Genomic DNA, 18,293 nt, shown 5'->3' with positions numbered 1-18,293 from the left:
AGATCGTCCGGCGATCGGCGCCCTTCCGTGACGCCGGCCGGGACGGGTTGGGCGGTATCGTCACGATCTTCCAGGCGGGGGGACTTATGCCGAAGGACCACACCTACACCGCCACGATCACCTGGACCGGCAACCGGGGCGAGGGCACGCGCCGCTACCGGGGCTACGGCCGGGAGCACGACATCGCCTGCCCGGGCAAGCCGGTGCTCCGCGGCTCGGCCGATCCGGCCTACCGGGGCGATGCCGACCGGCACAATCCGGAGGACCTGCTGGTGGCCGCGCTCTCGGCCTGCCACATGCTCTGGTACCTGCATCTGTGCGCCAGCGCCAGGGTCGTCGTCACGGCCTACGAGGACCGCGCCGAGGGCACGATGCGGACCCATGCCGACGGCGCCGGCGAGTTTACCGGCGTCACGCTCCGGCCGCGGGTGACGATAACCGGCGACAGCGATCCGGCAATGGCGGAACGGCTGCACGAAAAGGCGGGCGCGATGTGCTTCATCGCCCGCTCGGTCAACTTCCCGGTCGAGCACGCGCCGGAGATCGTGACGGCGTAAGGCTCGATTCCCCCTTGGGCCCCGGCCCCTCTGGCTGCCGCCGTCCCTTCTCCGTCGCCCCTTCCCCCTCGCCCCTATCCTCTCGCCCTTAGGCCGCTTTCGTCGTACCGTAAGCGGACGCCGCCGCAAGGGCGGATCGGGCAAAGCGGAGGAAACGGCATGTCGGGCATGGACGGGGTTCTGGAACGGGCGGTGGCGCAGGACGATGTGCCGTTCGCCGTGGGCATGGTCGGCGACGCCGACGGGGTGCGCTACAGCGGCGCCGTCGGCGAGGCCGCGCCGGGCCGGGCGGCCGGCGAGGACACGGTGTTCCGCATCTTCTCGATGACCAAGGCGATCGGCGCGGTCGCCGCGACGATCCTGATCGACCGCGGGAAAATGCGCTTCGACACGCCGGTCGACGACATCCTGCCGGAATTTGCGAACGTCCAGGTGCTCGACCGCTTCGACGGCGACACGCCGGTCATGCGCGCGCCGAAGACCCGGGCCACCCTGCGCCACCTGGCGACCCACACCAGCGGCCTGGAATACGAGTTCTGGAACGGCGATGTCGCCCGCTACATGGAGGCGACCGGCCATCCGACCATCCTGTCCGGCCTCAAGGCGTCGCTGTTCTATCCGATGATGACGGATCCGGGCACGCGCTGGGGCTACGGCGTCGGCATCGACTGGCTCGGCCAGGCCGTCGAGGCGGTGGACGGCCGGCGCATCGACGCCTTCTGCCGCGAGGAGATTTTCGAGCCGCTCGGCATGGCCAACACGGCCTTCGAGCTCGACGACGCCATGACCGGCAACCTGTGCGAGCTGATGGCGCGCGGCGAGGACGGCGTCTTCGCCCCGTTCGAGCTGGCGCCGCCGTCGCAGCCGGAAATGTACGGCATGGGGCACAACCTCTATTCGACCGCGCCGGACTATCTGCGCTTCCTGCGCATGGTGCTGCGCCGGGGCGAACTGAACGGCAACCGCATCCTGTCCAAGAAGGCGGTCGCGGAGATGACGGCGGACCACATGCAGGGGCTGGCCTTCGAGAAGATGGTGACGATCGCGCCGCCGGTGACGGCGGATTTCGACCCGTTCCCCGGCACGAAGGTGACCCACAGCTTCGCCTTCATGCGCAACGAGGAGGCGATCCCCGGCCGGCGCAGCGCCGGCTCGCTGAGCTGGGCCGGCGTGTGCAACACCCATTACTGGCTCGACCCGGCCAGGGGCGTCGCCGCGGTCATCATGACCCAGTCGCTGCCCTTCGTCGAAGCGCGCTTCATGGCGACCTACGCCGCCTACGAACAAGCGGTCTACGCCAGCCTGTGAGGAGAATCGGAAGCACGAAGCCGATATTCAGGGCCGGCAAGCCGCTGAGGGATGCAGTGAACTCTCGAAATGCCGCATGAACGGGTTCGGTCGGAGACCCGGGACATGCGAAGCCAGCGAGGGACAGCAGGTTGAAACCATGTGCTTTCGGTGCGAAGACCGCCGGCGCCGCTCGTTCATTCGGGCAGACCGGAGAATCAAGGCCTGGCTTGGGATTGCGACGGGCAACCCGGCCGCGGCCGGCGCGCCATGACAGAACAGGCAGAAACATGGACGCGCAGGGGCACGGAAGCGCGTTCCCGCACAGGCTTGGTCGATCATTGCGGGACGCCTGTGAGCTTCGGCGCATTGTTGATTTCGACAGCAGACGCAATGGATACTTCAGACTTTGATTCCACCAGGTATCTATACGATGACCAACCCTCCTGCCGTTGCCGAGCCTCGTTGCCGAGAAACCTTACCGATCCGCCGGTTGCGGGCTTGTTCGTGCCCCGCCTCCCCGGTTGATTGCGTATGAGGCAAGAAGATAGTGGAGGGGTGTGGAATTGAAGTCGGGTGAAGGCCGCCGCAGAGTGACCTCAATTTGAAATCACGCGGTTACGATACGATGACGAACCCAGCGCAACCCAACTGTCCTTGGCTACAGAAATTCAGTGGCGCCGTCAGTTCGACACGAGGTCACTGGGCCAGCTACGGAATAGACGACGAAACTAGAAGGAACGCCACTGTCAAGCGTATTCGGCGAATCTATGATGGGTGAGTACAATCTGGGGTGTACTTTGAACTGATACTGCTTGACAAGGCGTTTGTTTACCAAGTCTATTAGTTTTCCCAAACAGGTAGAGCGAAGCTACCGTACGGCAAGGATGTATCGCAATGGAAAAAACAGACACAGCAAGTAGTACCGCGATTGAAATGGGCAGTATTTTGCCTTTGCTGATCGCTGAAGGAGTATTGCTACTACTTGTACTTATTGCTCTTCCGATTTATGCCATATGGAAGGCAAAGAACTCCGACAACGTTGCTCTCAAGGGTTTAGCTCTTCCCCAAGGTTCTGTGAGATCCATGTTGGCGCTGACTGTCGTGGGCTCCTTCGTTATTTTTCTCGTATTCGGTGGAGCAGCGATACCGACTGGTACTCGCTTTACGGAAGTTGTCGCAGCATTGACGGGGATCGCCGGGACAGTGGTAGGCTTCTATTTTGGTAGCGGGGGTTCTGGGACCACGGGGAAGTAATTCTTAAGTTCGCACTAGCAGGGATTTTTGATGATGGATGATATAGTCGCGGTTGCGCAGAAGGTAAAGGAAGCTACTTTTCTTGCGGATTTACTTCAGGAATTCGTGGCAAGGGTTTGGGTAGCTTACCGGAGGAATAAGTGAAATAGACAAGGCGCTTGAGGTGGTCAGAGAAATGTTTGACCAATAGTACCAATATTGTGATCAATTCTTTAGTCCATTGCCAGTAACGTCGGTTAGCGAGCAGCAGATATCGACAAGAATTTCCGACATGCCATCAATATGAGAGCCGAATGCGCGGCTAGCGACGCGATAAAGGAAGCGTTAAGGAAGCTGTATAGGATCCCCCACGTTCGCCTTCGAAGTCGAATTCATATATTCGAACCCGGCCGAGTAATGGCTGCTGTTGACCCAGGAAAAATGTTAAGGCGTTCGGCGCCGCGATGAAGACATGCGTAGTAGCGGATTGAGACTTCTTTAATTTCGCTCTCTGGATTGCATCCTTAGCTACTTGAACCAAGTCGAATGCGTGTCGACCACTGGCTACTACCTGTGCACTTTGCCGCGTCGTGGGTATGAGGCTGAGCAGCCTGCCAACCGAATGCAGTCGCACGTCGATGTAGCGCCGCACATGGTCCACGATGTCGTGAGTGATTCCAAGGGCAACAGCGAGATCGTCTTGGTCTGCGCAAAGATCTGCTGAGGAGCTGTCGAGTGTGGGCCAACCGGAATCTGGGGGCATGTCATCGGCTGCCCACAGGCGCCGTCCAAGAGTTCGCTGCTCCAACTCGACATGGCGACCAGACTTGATATTGAGGATTGAGCCGGCTGCAAACGCGAGGGTGGTATGGGCGTCGAGCGCGAGGCGCAGTCTCGGCTGCGCCTTGGCTGCGTTCTTCAAGAACGTTTCCAGCTTCGGATATATTTCGCCTTCCCAATCACTATCGTTTCGAATGTATCGTTCGTTGAATATCGGCACGAAATCGATAACCCCGTCGCAGCGATCTTCAAGACGATCAAAGGCGTGTTCAAAAGACTTAACGCCATAAACACGTCGACGACCCTGGGATTGGCCGAGCAGGTCTTCTCGCGCACAGGCCTCCCGAAAGGTCGTGGGATCGAAGTCTTGGCGGCCCTGTGCCATCCAATGGAAAACAATGTCATCGTATATCAGTGCGCTCTGGTTCGGCGGGATTCGTACCAGGCCTACCGTGTCAAAAACTTCGTCGAGGCGCTCGCGGAGACCGTCGAGCGTCTCGGAAGTGTGACTGAAAGCAAGGGTATTCGCCAGTACTCGTAAATCGTCTTCGTCGATTCCCAGGTGTTCGCGCCACGACTTTCGGACAGCGCCAGCCTTGCTGCTGTCCGTCTTGGAGCCATAGAGTCGCTCCAAGCGCATACTGCCGGAGCGGTTGTTTATCATTGGACCAAGAGGGTCGCTGCGATCGATCTGCCAGTTTGTGACGAGCTTGAAGCGTGCTCCGGTACCGTCAGGCGCATGGGCCAACTGGGCATCATGCGCGCGCTGAAGCAGCGAGCGCGTGTTAGCATTGATGAATTCTGGGTCGACAAGGTCGGCGTACCCATACGTCCCGGGCGCGACGTGCCATTTGCACTGAAGATGTTCGCGTCGAAGCAGCGCTCCATCATGGGCCTGAGGTTGACGGCCTGGCTCGTACTCCACCCATATGTCGTCAAAGCTCTTAGGGCCGCTTTCGAAGCCGACACGGGTGACGGGGCTCCTGGGGTCGAGGAGACGTGCGGCTCGAAGCCAGAACTGACGCGCTTGGAAGGTATCTCCGTCGCGACGGATGGCGACAGCCTGTGTCATCGCATTGTCCTCACAAGGCTGCTTTGCCGTCTTGAAACGGAGGCGTCGGTTGCATGGACTGAGCGATTTCGACGGCGCGGGCACCATCGATGGGACGCGAGGGATATGCATCGAGAACGAGCGCCGGGAGCAGACGCTGTAGGAGATCGGAGAAGGTAAAGCCGTATTGGCGCGCGTCTCGGATCGGCCCAGTGGCTGACACAAGGGCCTCGATATACTGACGGTCCAGACCGATCGGCTCAAGCCTTGTAGACAGAACGAACGCGCGTTGCTCTTCGTTCGGGCGCGAGAACGGGAGGATGTCTGCCGCTCGTCGGCGGACAGCCGGATCTAGGGCGTCGAGGCGGTTGGTGCACATTATGACCGCCGCGGGGAGCCTAGCGTTGGCGATCCGATCGATGCCGCGGATGAACGCGTTCACTCCGGCGCGGTCTTCGTGATGCATTTGCGAAGCCTCCCGCGACTGGGCGAGCGCGTCGGCCTCGTCGACGAGCAGGATGACAGCACCGCGTGCTTGTCCAGACCTCGATTTCAGCTTGATGGCTTCGTTGACCGTGTGGTCGAAGGCCGCTGAGAGAAGCTGGGTCATTTCGCCGACCCGCCCCTGTCCACGAGTGGACAGGCTCAGAGGAAATAGCGTGATGTCGATGTCTTCCTGGCGTGCCACGGCATCGCCGATCGTTTCGGCAAGTTCAGTTTTTCCAGAACCGACATCTCCGGCGAGGACGACTAGGGGCGGCCGTCGAAGTACCGCATCGATCAAGTGCCCGGCCCCTTGTTGATGCCGCCGTGCCCAGTCTTGAAGACCGTTCGGGTTGACGAGGAGGGCAAGGATTTTGGTCAGCCGGCTCTTCTGTTCATCCAGCCCGACGAGTTGGCCAAGACGCTCCCGGGTATCGACGTCGGGATATGTGATCCGCCGTTCGAAGAGTTCGTCGACAGACGGCTTGTTGGTCATCAGTAGCTCCGCACGCTGGACCGATCGAGGGCTCGTGAACCCGAGGAATACGTCCTGTCATGGGAAATATAGCCGTAGACCGCCGGTTCAGCGGCGCCGCGGCGATAGAACGGCAGGGTCCTCTTGAACGCATCCTGCTCATACGCCGTCAGGCTGTTCCAAGAAGAGCTGTAGGTGAGGTAGCTGTAAAAGTCGGCTCCGGAGACGTTTGCGCCGCGGCGGATCCTTCCGGGGTCATCGTCGCTTGCGGATGCGCCGTACAGCTCACGCGGCGTGTATTTGATGGTCGGCTCGATCCAGAGCCCATCTCGTCTAAAGCCGTACCAAACCGTTCCGAGGTAACCCGCCTTCAGCAATGCGATTACCTCGGCCTCGTAGGCGTCGATGTCCGCGTCGCTGGGAGAATCGTAGAGGCGCTGCATGCGCTTGAGATCGGTAGCGACTTTCGCCGCCATGTGGCGGGCATGCGTGACCGTGAAGGTCGCGCTTTCGGTGATGGCGTAGGTATCGAACATGGATCGACCTCAGGCTTGGAAGGCTGAGCCGAAGACCTTCTGCCAGTAGGCAACGGTCAGCTGTTTGGTTGGGGCGCGGAGAGCCGCGTCGATGGCGTCGCCGGCGGCGTCCGCCGCGTCAGCGATCGCGTCGGCGTTCTCCGACGTGTACAGGCGAGCGACATTGTTCTCGGCGTTCACCGGATCGATGATCTGGACCTCATCGTCGAGGTGGCCCACCGTGGAGGGCTTGTAATAATCGGGAAACACGATGCGTTCGCGGAGATCAGAGCGGGTGACGTAGGTGAAGAAGTGCTGCAACGCCTCGGGATAGTCGCTGAAGTCCAAACCGTCGTCGCACAGCTTGGCTAGGATCATCTCGACCATGAAAGACTTGAAGCGGAACCCGTCCTGTTCGAGCTTCATACGACGAGTCCAGAACTTTGCGAGCCGAACGACCTGCGCGAAGTGTGTCTCCTGCGCTTTCTTGCGTTTTCCGGCGAACTCGAGATGCAGCGGGATGCTGGTCTTCAGAAACGAGCCGTCGTCTTGGCTCACGAGATTGCCGTACCACTGTGGGTCTCCGTCGTAGAGGATCGGCACGACGTCGACGTCCAGCCCTGTACCCCTGAAGGAGACGGTGACGGAGTAGGTCTGGGGCTGCACCTGATCCGGCGAGAAATTGGGAAATGCCTTGCGGAGGCGTTCGGCGATATACTCCAGGAGCTCCTCGACGTCCGTAGGCGCTTCGGCCCCGCTCACATAGCAGGCGACGTCGATGTCGTTCAGGGAGCGGAGTGCGGTTCCCTTTGCCAGGCTTCCGGAGAGCAGCATCTTCCGCAGCGTGAAGTCGGGATGCTCGTCGAGGTAGTCTTCGAGCTTCTCTCGCAATCGGCGTGCTTGCGCGCGGTATTCTTGCGCCTTAGCCCTTGGCAGGTTGACGCGATCGGCGGCAAACTGTGCGATCTCGCGATGCGATATGTGGTCCCGGCTCATTTGGGTCTCCAGAATCCCGGATGGTCGCGACAGCGAGTTGACCCGAGGCTGAGGTCCGCAAGTCGCATTGACCGTATAGACAGTATATGGGTATAGCTGCTATACCCGTCAAGAAGCAATAGGGGTCATACCATGCCCGATCCCGCTGAGCAGCCAGGTCGGAACCTCATACCGCGGCTTGAGTTCATCGAATGGCGGTTGTTCTGGGAGGGCCGCCTCAACCGGAACGATCTCGAAAAACGGTTCGATATATCGACGCCACAGGCCTCCGTAGACCTGCGGCACTACCGGGAGCTCGCGGGCGGCAACATCGAGTACGACGCCACGCAAAAGCGATACATCGCTTCTAAGGATATCAAGCCCCGATTTCTTAACGTCTCTGCCAATCAGTTGCTGCTTCAGCTCCGTGCATGGGCTAGCGGCGTACTTGGACGCGAGAACCTTTGGTTCAGTGAAATGCCGGCTGCAGACATTGCGCCCGAAATCGGCAGAGATGTTCGTGCCGAGGTACTGCGGAGGGTCTTGGAGGCCATCCGGTCACATCGGGCACTATCGGTGCGTTACCAGTCGTTGACGAACTCACGCTGGCGGAACATCGCCCCGCACGCCATCGCATTCGACGGCCATCGATGGCACGCCCGTGCATGGTGCTGCGAGCGGCAGGAGTTTCGGGACTTTGTGCTAACTCGGATTGAGCGACTGGGCAGATTGAAGCCGGTCACGTTTCAAGCCGAGCATGATCTCGAATGGAGCGAGAGGATCAAGTTGAGGCTTATTCCTCACCCAAGCTTGACGGAAGAACAGAGCCAGGCAGTTCAAAGGGATTACGATATGCGAGATGGCCTTCGAGAGATCGAAGTTCGCCTGGCACTAGCTTACTATTTCGTTAAACGGATGAACCTTGATCTCAATGAGCTTTCTCCCTCTAGGGCCCAGATCAGACTTGAAAATCTTGAAGAAGTGGAGATTGCGATTCGAGACGCAAGAGCAGCTTCAAAAAAACTAACCTCGAATAAATGACATTGTACACGGCACAGAGCTCAGATATCCGCGTTCTGCGTATACAACCTGTACCAGGAATTCGCTCCATTCTGCTTGCGCTATTGGGATGACTCGATGAGCTCGATTGTATAACGCTTTTGAAAGCAACGACAAGTGGTTCAGGAAAATGAGTGGAGCCAACATGACCGACATTTGCGACTTAGATATTGCGGGACTTGAAGCTGCTACAGCGCCATACCGAGACGCACTGTATCACCGGAATACGTTCGTTGAAGGCATACGACAGATAGCTGTTCGCAATTTAGCGCATCGACATCGGGCCAAAGTATCCTGCGGCTATTCGGAAGGTCTAACCGAAGATGGATTTGAAGATGTCGCAACTAAAATGCTTGAGGATCAGAAGCTAGAGAATTCTCAGGTCAACAGAAACACCTTGGTCATTGCAACTTTTGTACCAATACAGATTTATCTGTGTCTATTCTACGCTAGCATAAAATTCTATCAGGATACAAGCTCGAAACGGACGTTTTACAAGGACAAAGATATGGACGATTGCATCGCGCGGCATGCGGATGTCGTTGCCACGCTCGGTGAGTTTCGAGATTCTTTTTTGCACCCGACCGGCAACCACGAAGTAGCACAAAGAGCCTTCTTAAGGACAAAGGACTCGTATAACGTCACATTCGAAATACAAGTGGAGTTCGACGCTTATTTGGAACGAATACGGCAAAAGCTCATCGCATTATTCCAGCAGGAGCTAGCAAGACTTCCGGAAGTGCAAAGAATGTACTGCGCCCTCTGGGCATTTCCATGGGTTGCGGAACGTATGACAGAATGCCACGACCCAGATGGAATGAAGGAGTGGAAGAAGTCGATAGACAGATTTACACATAGAATAGGTCAAATTCCGGAGGCTATCCGTTCATGGAGACCCAACAAACAGGAGCACGATGCTGCACTCCGTATCGCACAGTGCACTTATGAGATTAGCCCTTCCGCGCCCGAACGGTATTATCCTCCTATAGATCCAGAAGAAAACCAAACCCCGTTTCCTGGCTCTGCGCTCGTATTGAAGCTCGCAGAGCCGGGCTTTGAAGAAGGACCGCAATCCCTAGATCTTGGAAGCAGGCACGAAGCCCACTTGTTCAGAGCGATGTATCCGCTCACGAGATTGCTGTTTGCTACTTATGTGCTTTTGAATGAAACCGTGCATGTGTTCCGAACATTTCCTCATGGAGGTATTGTGGCGCCGGATGCTCCGATGGTGCCCCTAGGTGATGTACGTAAAATTGCAGGTTTGCAGAGGGCGAAGGAATTGCTTGCACCGCTTACCTCCATGATGGCGTTACTTTACGAACCGCTAAGGTTGTATCGTGAAGCGGCAGCAAAGAACCCAGACTTCAGAAGCGAAGCATTGGAAGAATATCTGGCCATTCCGGGAAGGGAAGTGGCGCACAGACACTTCCGCAATTCCGTGTTTCACGTTGTTCCCAATGCGGAAATGGCGGAGCGTGAGCTACAGGCTACAGAAGCGGGGCGCACATTGGGCACGTATCCCGCCGTGATCTCTGAGTTGAGTCGGCTGTTCTTTCGCCATCCTAGTGAATAGTGGGAACGACAGAGCCAACCATGCTCGTCCCTGACGAGATGGAAAGAAGAGAGTGTTAGATCGAGTTGTTGAAACTGGGCAGCGTTTGTCGGTTTCTTCTGCGAGGGTCCAGGTTGGACGTTCGGTGCTGGTTGTGTCGGGATCTGAAGTTGAGGGGCTGGGGGTTGAACGCGTCTGGGCCTGTTGTGGCGAAGCGTCTTGGGCAGCGGCCGAAATAGGGCATCTTTGGGACAGGGGAAAGCGAAATGGATGCCCAGGGAAGGGCGCGCGACGGGTGACGAGATGCGGGGACATCGCAGGAAGTGAGATGACCGGATTTCCGATTCACGGCAATATCAGCAAGTGTTGGCCTAGAGCGGAGGCGTAACGCGATTGAGACAGATGCGCAGCTTATTCAGTCGGATTCCGTTGCCGTGGTGGATTGCGGCATGGACGGTGGTTTTTATCATCGCAACGGGCGTTGTCTGGGTTACCTGTCCTGTATGGCTGACCGGCGGGGAGTCCGCCAGTACAACGCTTCGCAACCTCGGCTTGATCCTCGCTGCTGCAATCGGCCTTCCCCTTGCAATTTGGCGCAGCACCGTGGCCGAACATCAAGCGGATGCGACACGCCGCCAGTCGGATACCGCGGTGCAGATGTTGTTGAACGACCGGTTTCAGAAGGGTGCCGAAATGCTGGGCAATGCCGATATCGGGTCGGTCCGCATAGGTGGCATTCACGCACTGGCTCGCCTCGCAAGGGAATATCCGGATAGTTTGCACATACCGATCATGCAGCTCTTTTCGGCGTTTGTCGTCGACCGGACTAGAGGAGAAGCGGAGGAACGCGTCGGATCACCGGAAGATTCGGAAACGCCCGAAGATGAAGAACAGCGCGAACCAGATGTGGGCGATGCGGGCGATGCTGAAGAGGATGAAGATGAAACGGGCCAGGACGATGCGCCATGGTTCGAGTCAGCGCCAGCAGAGCATTACGGTCCATTCTTCGTCGCCGATCGGAGAGTCGGACCAGTTCCCGAACTGGCAAAAGACATCGAGGCGGTGATGAGCCAGATTGCTCAGCGGAGCGAAGCGCAGATCGCCTTGGAAAGCGCGGAGGGGTTCAGGATGAATCTCGCCGATGCCTGCCTGCCCGGTCTTATCTTCCACAGTGCGAACTTTTCGAACTTCGACTTCACAATGGCGGATTTGCGGCGTGTACGGGGCTGGCAAGCCTGTTTCGCCAACGCTGTTCTCCCAGGCGCTGATTTGTCAGCCGCCAACATGCATGGCGCCAATTTTCGCGGCGCCGACATGAGGCGGGTCAACTTATCTGCCGCTAGGTTGGGCGGAGCGGATCTACGAGATGCCAATCTCGGTCTCGTCGATCTTGTGGGACAGAATCTTTGGAAGGGAAGCCTGTTCCCGTCGAGATTGGTGGGTGTTCAATTGGAAGGAGCGGACCTACGAGGAGCGGAGTTGGGCGGTGCGGACATGCGCGGGGCATCGATGGGGGGCGCCAAGCTCGATGCTGCTCATCTTGGTGGTGCGAACTTGAGTGGAGCGGATCTCAGGGCGGCAAGTTTGAGAGATGCAAAGCTAGGCGGAGCCGATTTGAGCAACGCCAATCTCGGCGGCGCAGGTGCGGACCTGCACGGGGCCGAGCTGACCAAGGCAAACTTGGCAGGCGCAAATCTCGGTAAGGCAGATCTGACCGGCGCGAATCTTGTCAATGCCATCTTGAGCGGCACTGACTTTTCGCACGATTGGATGCGCGGTTCTGCATCTCCGGCTCGCGGCTTAACACAACATCAACTCGATCAGGCAAAGGCTGACGCGGGGTCTCCGCCAATTCTGGACGGAGTCATGGACTCCGAAACGAACGAGCCGCTGGTTTGGAATGGCCACGTTGCTTGAAGAGTACACATCGCAGGATTTGCGGGGCGACCGATACCGGCTCTTGAAGCCATCCAGCTAATCGATCACACCGATTTCGTCGGGGATAGCCAAGGCAACTCTTGCACCGCGAGACCAGCGTCGGGTCAAATGCCGGGGGTGCTCCACATTCCGCCGACAAGGTCATACAAGGTCAGTCGTGCCCAGCAGTTTGCATTCATCCGCTTCCGGGATGAAGACCGGGTACAGACCGGCAGCGTGCGCACTGCCGTAACGCGCTGAACAAGAACGGCTTTTCGTGCCTCGCCTGGAACCGACGCGATCCCGACGAACTGAAATAAAACAGTGCGCCGTGGAAAGGCGCCGCTCCCCAGCGGGTGCGAATCCCGCCCGGCAACTGTCGCTCCAGCCGGAAGCAATCGGAGCGGGTGATGGAGGCAACGACATGGCCTGAAGCACTCCGATGTAACGGGTCGCCTTGGGCGACCCAGCGACCATGCGGGCCGCAACGCGAGTGAACGCTGAGCAGGCCTCGAAACGTGTAATGCGGAAGCCGACCCGCCTGTTTTTCGGGGAAGGCTGCCACCGGACGGGAAGCGAGCGACGCGAGCACCGGCCGGTTCCGCCGGGGTAGTGGCGGCGGCACGCATGGAAGAGGGGAACGGTAGCAACACGGGAAGCCCTGTCGGTGGCGTGCACGCGCCAACCGGAACCCCGCGAGGGGCAGGCCGGGCCGGCAGGGTGGCGGATGGGCTCGTATTACCGCGGAAGCCGGGTAATGCCGGTGGAGGGAAGGAGCCCTGGTTCGAGAGCAATGCGTGAAGGAGGAAAGGCATGACCACTGGCGAAAGCCTACCAGGGTCAGAAAAGGTCCGGCGACTCCAGACCGTATTACATGCGAAAGCTAAGGAAGAACCCGACCGGCGTTTCCATGCGTTGATCGACAAGGTGTGGCGCGAGGACTTTCTCGCCGAAGCCTGGAGGCGGGTCCGCCGGAATGGCGGGTCCGCCGGGGCGGACGGAGAGACCTTTGCGGCCATCGAGTCGTACGGCGTGGGGCGCTGGCTTGGGGAACTGGCGCGGGAACTGAAGGATGGGACGTACACACCGAAGCCGGTACGGCAGGTGCTCATCCCGAAGAAGCAGCCCGGCAAGCTCCGGCCCTTGGGCATTCCCTGCATACGGGACCGGGTAGCGCAGACATCGGCCTTGCTCGTGCTTGAGCCGATTTTCGAAGCGGACCTGCAACCGGAGCAGCACGCCTACAGGCCGGGGCGGAGCGCCCACGACGCGGTGGAACGTGTCGTTCGCCTCCTACACAGGGGGCACAACGAGGTGGTCGATTGCGATTTGTCCAACTATTTCGGCGAAATCCCCCATGCCGAGCTTCTCAAAAGCTTCGCCCGGCGCATCAGCGACGGGCGGATGCTCAAGCTCATCAAAGCGTGGCTGGAAATGCCGGTGGAGGAGGACGACGGCAAGGGCGGCAAGCGCCGCACGAACCGGGCGCGCAGAGAGCGCAAAGGCACTCCGCAAGGGGCGCCGGTCTCGCCGCTGGCCAGTAACCTCTACATGCGGCGCTTCATACTGGGCTGGAAGGCGCTGGGCTTCGCCCGGCGCTTCCGTTCGGAAATCGTGAATTACGCCGACGCTCTCTGTGTGCTCGGCAAGGCCCCGGCGGCGGAAATGCTGGCGGCGGTCGAGCGGCTCATGGCGGGTCTGAAGCTCCCGGTCAACGAACGGAAAACCCGATGCGTGCGGTGCCCGGAGGACATGTTCGAGTTCCTCGGCTACCGCATCGGACGCATCTATCGCCCGACCGGGAAGGGGTCCTACATCGGAACCCGACCCACCAAGGCGAGCGTCCAAAGCATCTGCCGCACAGTCAGCGAGCTGACAACGCCACGCTACGGGTTGAGGTCGCCGGAGGACATGGTGGAACGCCTGAACCGGACTATCGTCGGTTGGGCGAACTACTTCAGCCTCGGACATGTCAGCCCGGCCTACAGCGCGGTCAACCAGCATGCGGTCAGGCGGCTACGCCAGTGGCTCTGTCGAAAGCATAAGGTGCGGTCCGGGGGCTTTGTGCGCTTCCCGGACGAGAGGCTGTGGAACGAGTACGGCCTCGTGCACCTGACGCGGAAGACGGTGAGCTTTCCGAGTGCGAAGGCATGATCTCGTCCGAAAGCCGGATGCGGGAAATCCGCACGTCCGGTTTGATGAGCGGGGACTGGAAACGCGGTCACGGGAGCCGGACTGAGGCCCGGAGCGAAAGCGACGGAACTGCCACGGGACCCTACAACTGGCGCGCCAGTCCTCGACTCTACCTGTAGAACATGACTGCACCGAAGGCGGGGCCCTGCCGAAATGGGCGGATGCGCTGACATTGCCGTCGAAGAAAGTCTTAATCATTTCCCGGTGACAGGCCTTGACGAACCGGGCGCTGGAATGCGCTAGGATCCTGCAGGAGAAGGCGACCTCACCGCCTTGCCCACCGACCTCGACCGCCGCCTCGCCGAATTCAACCTGGGGATGGCGCGGTAGAGGGTGCAATGGCAAAAGGGCGTCGTGTGTGGACGCCCCGTTTGACGCAAGCATTTTCTTCGGTCGGCTCAGCGCATGCGGTCAGGTGCTGTCGTGTGTCCGGCCTCTCAATGCGGCACGTCACACGCCGCGGGCCCTCATGGAGATGCGCGGACCGGGTCCATATCGCTTACGCGAGCTCGAAAGCTCCGCATCCGGAAGCTGGTTTTCCCGATCCCGTCTCGATTGACCGTTTGCCCTTGCCTTTCCTAAGACCTGCCCGCGTCCCCGACAGCTACCCGCTTTGCCGCCTCTCAAGCGGCTGCGGGAGCTCGGTAACTCTCCTTCTTCGTCATCAGCGCCCACACGATGCGCGCCATCCGGTTGGCCAGCGCCACGGCGACCAGCATGCGCGGTTTGCGCATCAGCATCCTGGCGAGCCACGGGTCGCTCGTCCGGCCCCGCCGAACCGCCCAGCGGACGACCGCCATCGCGCCCGTGATCAAGAGCCGTCTCAAGTCGCGCTGGCCCATCTTCGATATCTTGCCCAGCCGCGGCTTGCCACCGGTCGAGTGCTGGCGCGGCACCAGGCCGAGCCAGGCGGCGAAGTCCCGGCCGCGCCGGAAGCCCTCCATCGGCGGTGCGAAAGCCTGGATTGCCATCGCCGTGATCGGGCCGATTCCCGGCACGCTCATCAGGCGCCGCGCCTCAGCATCCTGCCGCGCGCTCGCATGGATTTCCTTCTCCAGGCCCTCGATCTTCGCGTTGAAGCCGGCGACCTGTTCGAACAGCAGGCTGCCCAACTCGCGGACCGCGTCCGGCAGGCCCGAGTCCGGATCCTCGAGCGCCAACGCCAGGCGGTCGACATGAGCGGGACCCTGGGCCGCAACCACGCCGAACTCCGCCAGATGGCCGCGCAGCGCGTTGATCGTCTGGGTGCGCTGGCGCACCAGCAAATCGCGGGTTCGGAACAGCATCACCCGACCCTGCTGCTCCGCCGTCTTGACCGCAACGAAACTCATCGTCGGACGCGACGCCGCCTCGCAGATCGCCTCGGCATCCGCGGCGTCGTTCTTCTGACGCTTGACGTAGGGCTTGGCATATTGCGGGGGAATCAGCCTCACCGAGTGGCCCAGAGCGCCGATCTCCCGCCCCCAGTAATGAGCGCTGGCGCAGGCCTCCATCACCACCGCGCAGCGCGGCTGCGAATCCAGAAACTCCAGCATCTTCGCCCGGCTCAGCTTCTTCCGGAACGCAACCGATCCATCGGGCCGCGCACCGTGAAGCTGAAAGCTGTTCTTCGCCAGATCGACCCCGATCATGCTAACCTGTTCCATGGACGCCCCTTTCCTCTCTTGGCGTTTACGACACCGTCAACTTGGCACATTGCGATGCCGTCGGGAGGGGCGTCCACTCCATCGCTTACGGTCTGAGTCCGTCTCCGGAACCGCATCGATGATGCTAGCGAGACTATCGGGCTTCGGGCGCCGCGCCCGGACCGCGTGCCGTTGCGCGCGGGGCACAAGTCCGCTGCCGCTGGGGTATGGAGGCAGCGGGGAGTTGAAGGGTTTTCATGTCATTCGCTTATGCAATCATTTCAGGAATAAATTTATCTGATGCATGTCGGCGCACTAGTATTCCGCCCGGCCGCCGGTCGCGATGTATCCGGGGAAACGACGGAGGATAGCCATGTCTGACGACATGTTGCACGTCATGGAGTGGCACAACGGCGAGAAGGAGTATTCCCCGTTTTCGGACGCCGAAATGCAGCGGCGTCAGGACTCGATTCGCCCCTGGATGGCGGACAACGATGTCGATGCCGTTCTGTTCACCTCCCACCACTGCATCAACTACTATTCCGGCTGGCTCTACTGCTATTTCGGCCGCAAATACGGCCTCGTCATCGACCAGGAGACGGCGACGACGATCTCCGCCGGAATCGACGGCGGGCAGCCCTGGCGCCGCGGCTTCGGCCGCAACATCACCTACACCGACTGGCGGCGCGACAACTTCTTCCGCGCCATCCGGCAACTCACCGACGGGGTCAAGCGCCTCGGCATCGAGTTCGATCACATCCATCTCGACTACCGGCGGCAACTGGAAGAAGCGCTTCCGGGCGTCGAGTTCGTCGACGCCGGCGCGCAATCCATGTGGACGCGGACCGTCAAGTCCGACGAAGAGATCGCGCTCATCAGGGAGGGCGCGCGAATTTGCGACGTGGGCGGCTGGGCCTGCGCCGAGACGATCAAGGCCGGCGTGCCCGAGCACGAAGTGGCGATCGCCTCCACCAACGCGATGATACGGGAAATCGCAAGGAGCTTCCCCTTCGTCGAGCTGATGGACACCTGGACCTGGTTCCAGTCCGGCATCAACACCGACGGGGCGCACAATCCGGTCACCAACCGGGTCATCCGGCCGGGGGACATCCTGAGCCTCAACTGCTTCCCGATGATCTTCGGCTATTACACGGCGCTGGAGCGCACGTTGTTCTGCGACCGCGCCTCGGACGAGCATCTGCGCTTGTGGGAGATCAACTGCGACGTCCACCGCGCCGGACTCGCGCTGATCGGGCCCGGTGCGCGCTGCGGCGAGATCGCGAAGGAACTCAACGAGATCTACCGGAGCCACGACCTGCTCAAATACCGTTCATTCGGCTATGGCCACTCCTTCGGGGTGCTTTGCCACTACTACGGCCGCGAAGCCGGGGTGGAGCTGCGCGAGGACGTGGAGACGGTGCTCAAACCCGGCATGGTCGTGTCGATGGAGCCGATGATCATGGTTCCGGAGGGCGCGCCCGGCGCCGGCGGCTACCGGGAGCACGACATCCTGGTCGTGACCGAAGACGGCGCCGAGAACATCACCGGCTTCCCCTTCGGCCCGGAACACAACATCATCCGGAACTGAATTCCCGGACAAGGCGCGGCGCCGGGAGCCGGTGCATGCGCGGCTTGCAGGACATGGCGCCCGCGACGGCGGCCGGAACCCCGCCATCGAAGCCGCAGCGCGCTCGCGGCTTCAGGCGGTTGAGGCTCTTGCCTTCGGCTCGAGGGCGAACTCCGCGGTCAGGGCCTCGACGATGCCCCTGGTGCAGACCTCAAGCAGTATGTCGCCCTTTTCCTTGCTCGCATTCTTCGGCGAGGAGAGCGTTCCGCTGGCCGGGATCCAGTCCGGGTTGACCGGATAGACGTCGTAGGGCGGAAAGCTCGCCGGCGCGTGATCGACCATCTTGTCCATTTGAACGAGGTCCGGAAAGAGCGTCAGCATCAGCGATGTCTCCAGGACGCCGCCGTGTTCCAGATCCCAGCCCGTGAAACCGTCGGGGTAGAGCTGCTCGATCGTCGCGTCGGTGACGAAGTCCCAGTACGACAGGACGACGATTTTCACGTCCCGGATCCCGTCCCAGCGCAATTCGCGCAGCGCAATGTCCACACCTTCGACGATGAACCAGGAATTCTCATAGTGCCCGTTCATGATCGCCAGCTTGCGGACCCCGTGGCGCACGAACTCCTTGATCACGTCCTTCAGGGCGCTCACCAGCGTGGCGCCGTCGAGGCTGGTCGTGCCCGGCAGATGGTTGCCGCCGCCGGATTTCGGATGGGACTTGTAGCCGTAGGTGAAAGGCTGGGCGACCAGCGCACCGACCTTCTCCGCGACGCGCCGCGCGAACTCGTTCGGCAGGAGCACATCCACATGCATCGGCATATGGTGGCCGTGCTGTTCGAGCGCGCCGACGGGGATCACCATGGGCGTGTCCCCGCCGCGCACGAGACGGTCGTATTCGGGCCACGTCAGCTCGTAGGCGAATACGCTTTGCCCTGACATCGATCATCCCTGCACATCGACACGCCGACGCCGGCAAGGATAGGCTTGAGAAATCGATCACCGAAATTTATAGTTCTTATAA

Annotated in this window: 14 protein-coding genes; 8 read left to right on the top strand and 6 right to left on the bottom strand. The window is 60.3% G+C overall.

Annotation, left to right across the window (positions count from 1 at the left end):
- The first annotated feature begins 86 nt into the window (after positions 1-86).
- The 3 genes from OXM58_05945 to OXM58_05935 all read left to right on the top strand — a co-directional run bounded on the left by OXM58_05945 (position 87) and on the right by OXM58_05935 (position 3,101).
- Complete coding sequence (locus OXM58_05945; GenBank protein ID MDE0147894.1) at positions 87-557, top strand: OsmC family protein; 471 nt, start codon at positions 87-89, stop codon at positions 555-557.
- Positions 558-716: 159 nt separating this feature from the next.
- Positions 717-1,865, top strand: coding sequence for a serine hydrolase (locus OXM58_05940; GenBank protein MDE0147893.1), 1,149 nt, complete (start codon positions 717-719; stop codon positions 1,863-1,865).
- 876 nt (positions 1,866-2,741) lie between these two features.
- Positions 2,742-3,101: a hypothetical protein gene (locus tag OXM58_05935; GenBank protein MDE0147892.1), complete on the top strand. Its 360-nt coding sequence runs from the start codon at positions 2,742-2,744 to the stop codon at positions 3,099-3,101.
- Between the two features lie 301 nt (positions 3,102-3,402).
- Here the strand turns inward: OXM58_05935 and OXM58_05930 are convergent, their stop codons facing one another.
- The 4 genes from OXM58_05930 to OXM58_05915 are packed head-to-tail and all read right to left on the bottom strand — an operon-like array spanning position 3,403 to position 7,380.
- Positions 3,403-4,932, bottom strand: a complete 1,530-nt coding sequence (locus OXM58_05930; GenBank protein ID MDE0147891.1) for an SAVED domain-containing protein — start codon at positions 4,930-4,932, stop codon at positions 3,403-3,405.
- A 10-nt stretch (positions 4,933-4,942) separates the two neighbouring features.
- On the bottom strand, positions 4,943-5,890 hold the full coding sequence (locus OXM58_05925; GenBank protein ID MDE0147890.1) for an AAA family ATPase: 948 nt from the start codon (positions 5,888-5,890) through the stop codon (positions 4,943-4,945).
- Entirely contained in the window at positions 5,890-6,405 is a 516-nt protein-coding gene (locus OXM58_05920; protein MDE0147889.1) for a hypothetical protein, read from the bottom strand. Before OXM58_05920 ends, OXM58_05925 begins: the two co-directional genes overlap by 1 nt.
- 9 nt (positions 6,406-6,414) lie before the next feature.
- Complete coding sequence (locus OXM58_05915; protein ID MDE0147888.1) at positions 6,415-7,380, bottom strand: CBASS oligonucleotide cyclase; 966 nt, start codon at positions 7,378-7,380, stop codon at positions 6,415-6,417.
- A gap of 132 nt (positions 7,381-7,512) precedes the next feature.
- Between OXM58_05915 and OXM58_05910 the strand changes: the two genes are divergently transcribed.
- The 4 genes from OXM58_05910 to ltrA all read left to right on the top strand — a co-directional run bounded on the left by OXM58_05910 (position 7,513) and on the right by ltrA (position 14,041).
- Complete coding sequence (locus tag OXM58_05910; GenBank protein MDE0147887.1) at positions 7,513-8,400, top strand: WYL domain-containing protein; 888 nt, start codon at positions 7,513-7,515, stop codon at positions 8,398-8,400.
- A 163-nt stretch (positions 8,401-8,563) separates the two neighbouring features.
- Positions 8,564-9,991, top strand: coding sequence for a hypothetical protein (locus OXM58_05905; protein MDE0147886.1), 1,428 nt, complete (start codon positions 8,564-8,566; stop codon positions 9,989-9,991).
- A 381-nt stretch (positions 9,992-10,372) separates the two neighbouring features.
- Positions 10,373-11,887: a pentapeptide repeat-containing protein gene (locus OXM58_05900; protein MDE0147885.1), complete on the top strand. Its 1,515-nt coding sequence runs from the start codon at positions 10,373-10,375 to the stop codon at positions 11,885-11,887.
- Positions 11,888-12,700: 813 nt separating this feature from the next.
- A complete protein-coding gene (gene ltrA / locus OXM58_05895) occupies positions 12,701-14,041 on the top strand; it encodes a group II intron reverse transcriptase/maturase (protein MDE0147884.1) in 1,341 nt (446 codons plus the stop codon).
- 662 nt (positions 14,042-14,703) lie between these two features.
- Here the strand turns inward: ltrA and OXM58_05890 are convergent.
- Positions 14,704-15,726, bottom strand: a complete 1,023-nt coding sequence (locus tag OXM58_05890) for an IS110 family transposase (protein MDE0147883.1) — start codon at positions 15,724-15,726, stop codon at positions 14,704-14,706.
- Between the two features lie 352 nt (positions 15,727-16,078).
- Here OXM58_05890 and OXM58_05885 point away from each other — a divergent pair, with 352 nt between their 5' ends.
- Entirely contained in the window at positions 16,079-17,293 is a 1,215-nt protein-coding gene (locus OXM58_05885; GenBank protein MDE0147882.1) for a M24 family metallopeptidase, read from the top strand.
- A 111-nt stretch (positions 17,294-17,404) separates the two neighbouring features.
- On the opposite strand, the gene OXM58_05880 is transcribed toward OXM58_05885, so the two are convergent.
- Positions 17,405-18,211: a creatininase gene (locus OXM58_05880; GenBank protein MDE0147881.1), complete on the bottom strand. Its 807-nt coding sequence runs from the start codon at positions 18,209-18,211 to the stop codon at positions 17,405-17,407.
- Positions 18,212-18,293 lie beyond the last annotated feature (82 nt).

This window comes from Rhodospirillaceae bacterium (assembly GCA_028819475.1).
In the GTDB taxonomy this organism is placed as follows: Bacteria; Pseudomonadota; Alphaproteobacteria; order Bin65; family Bin65; genus Bin65.
This window is presented reverse-complemented; position numbering and strand designations above follow the sequence as displayed.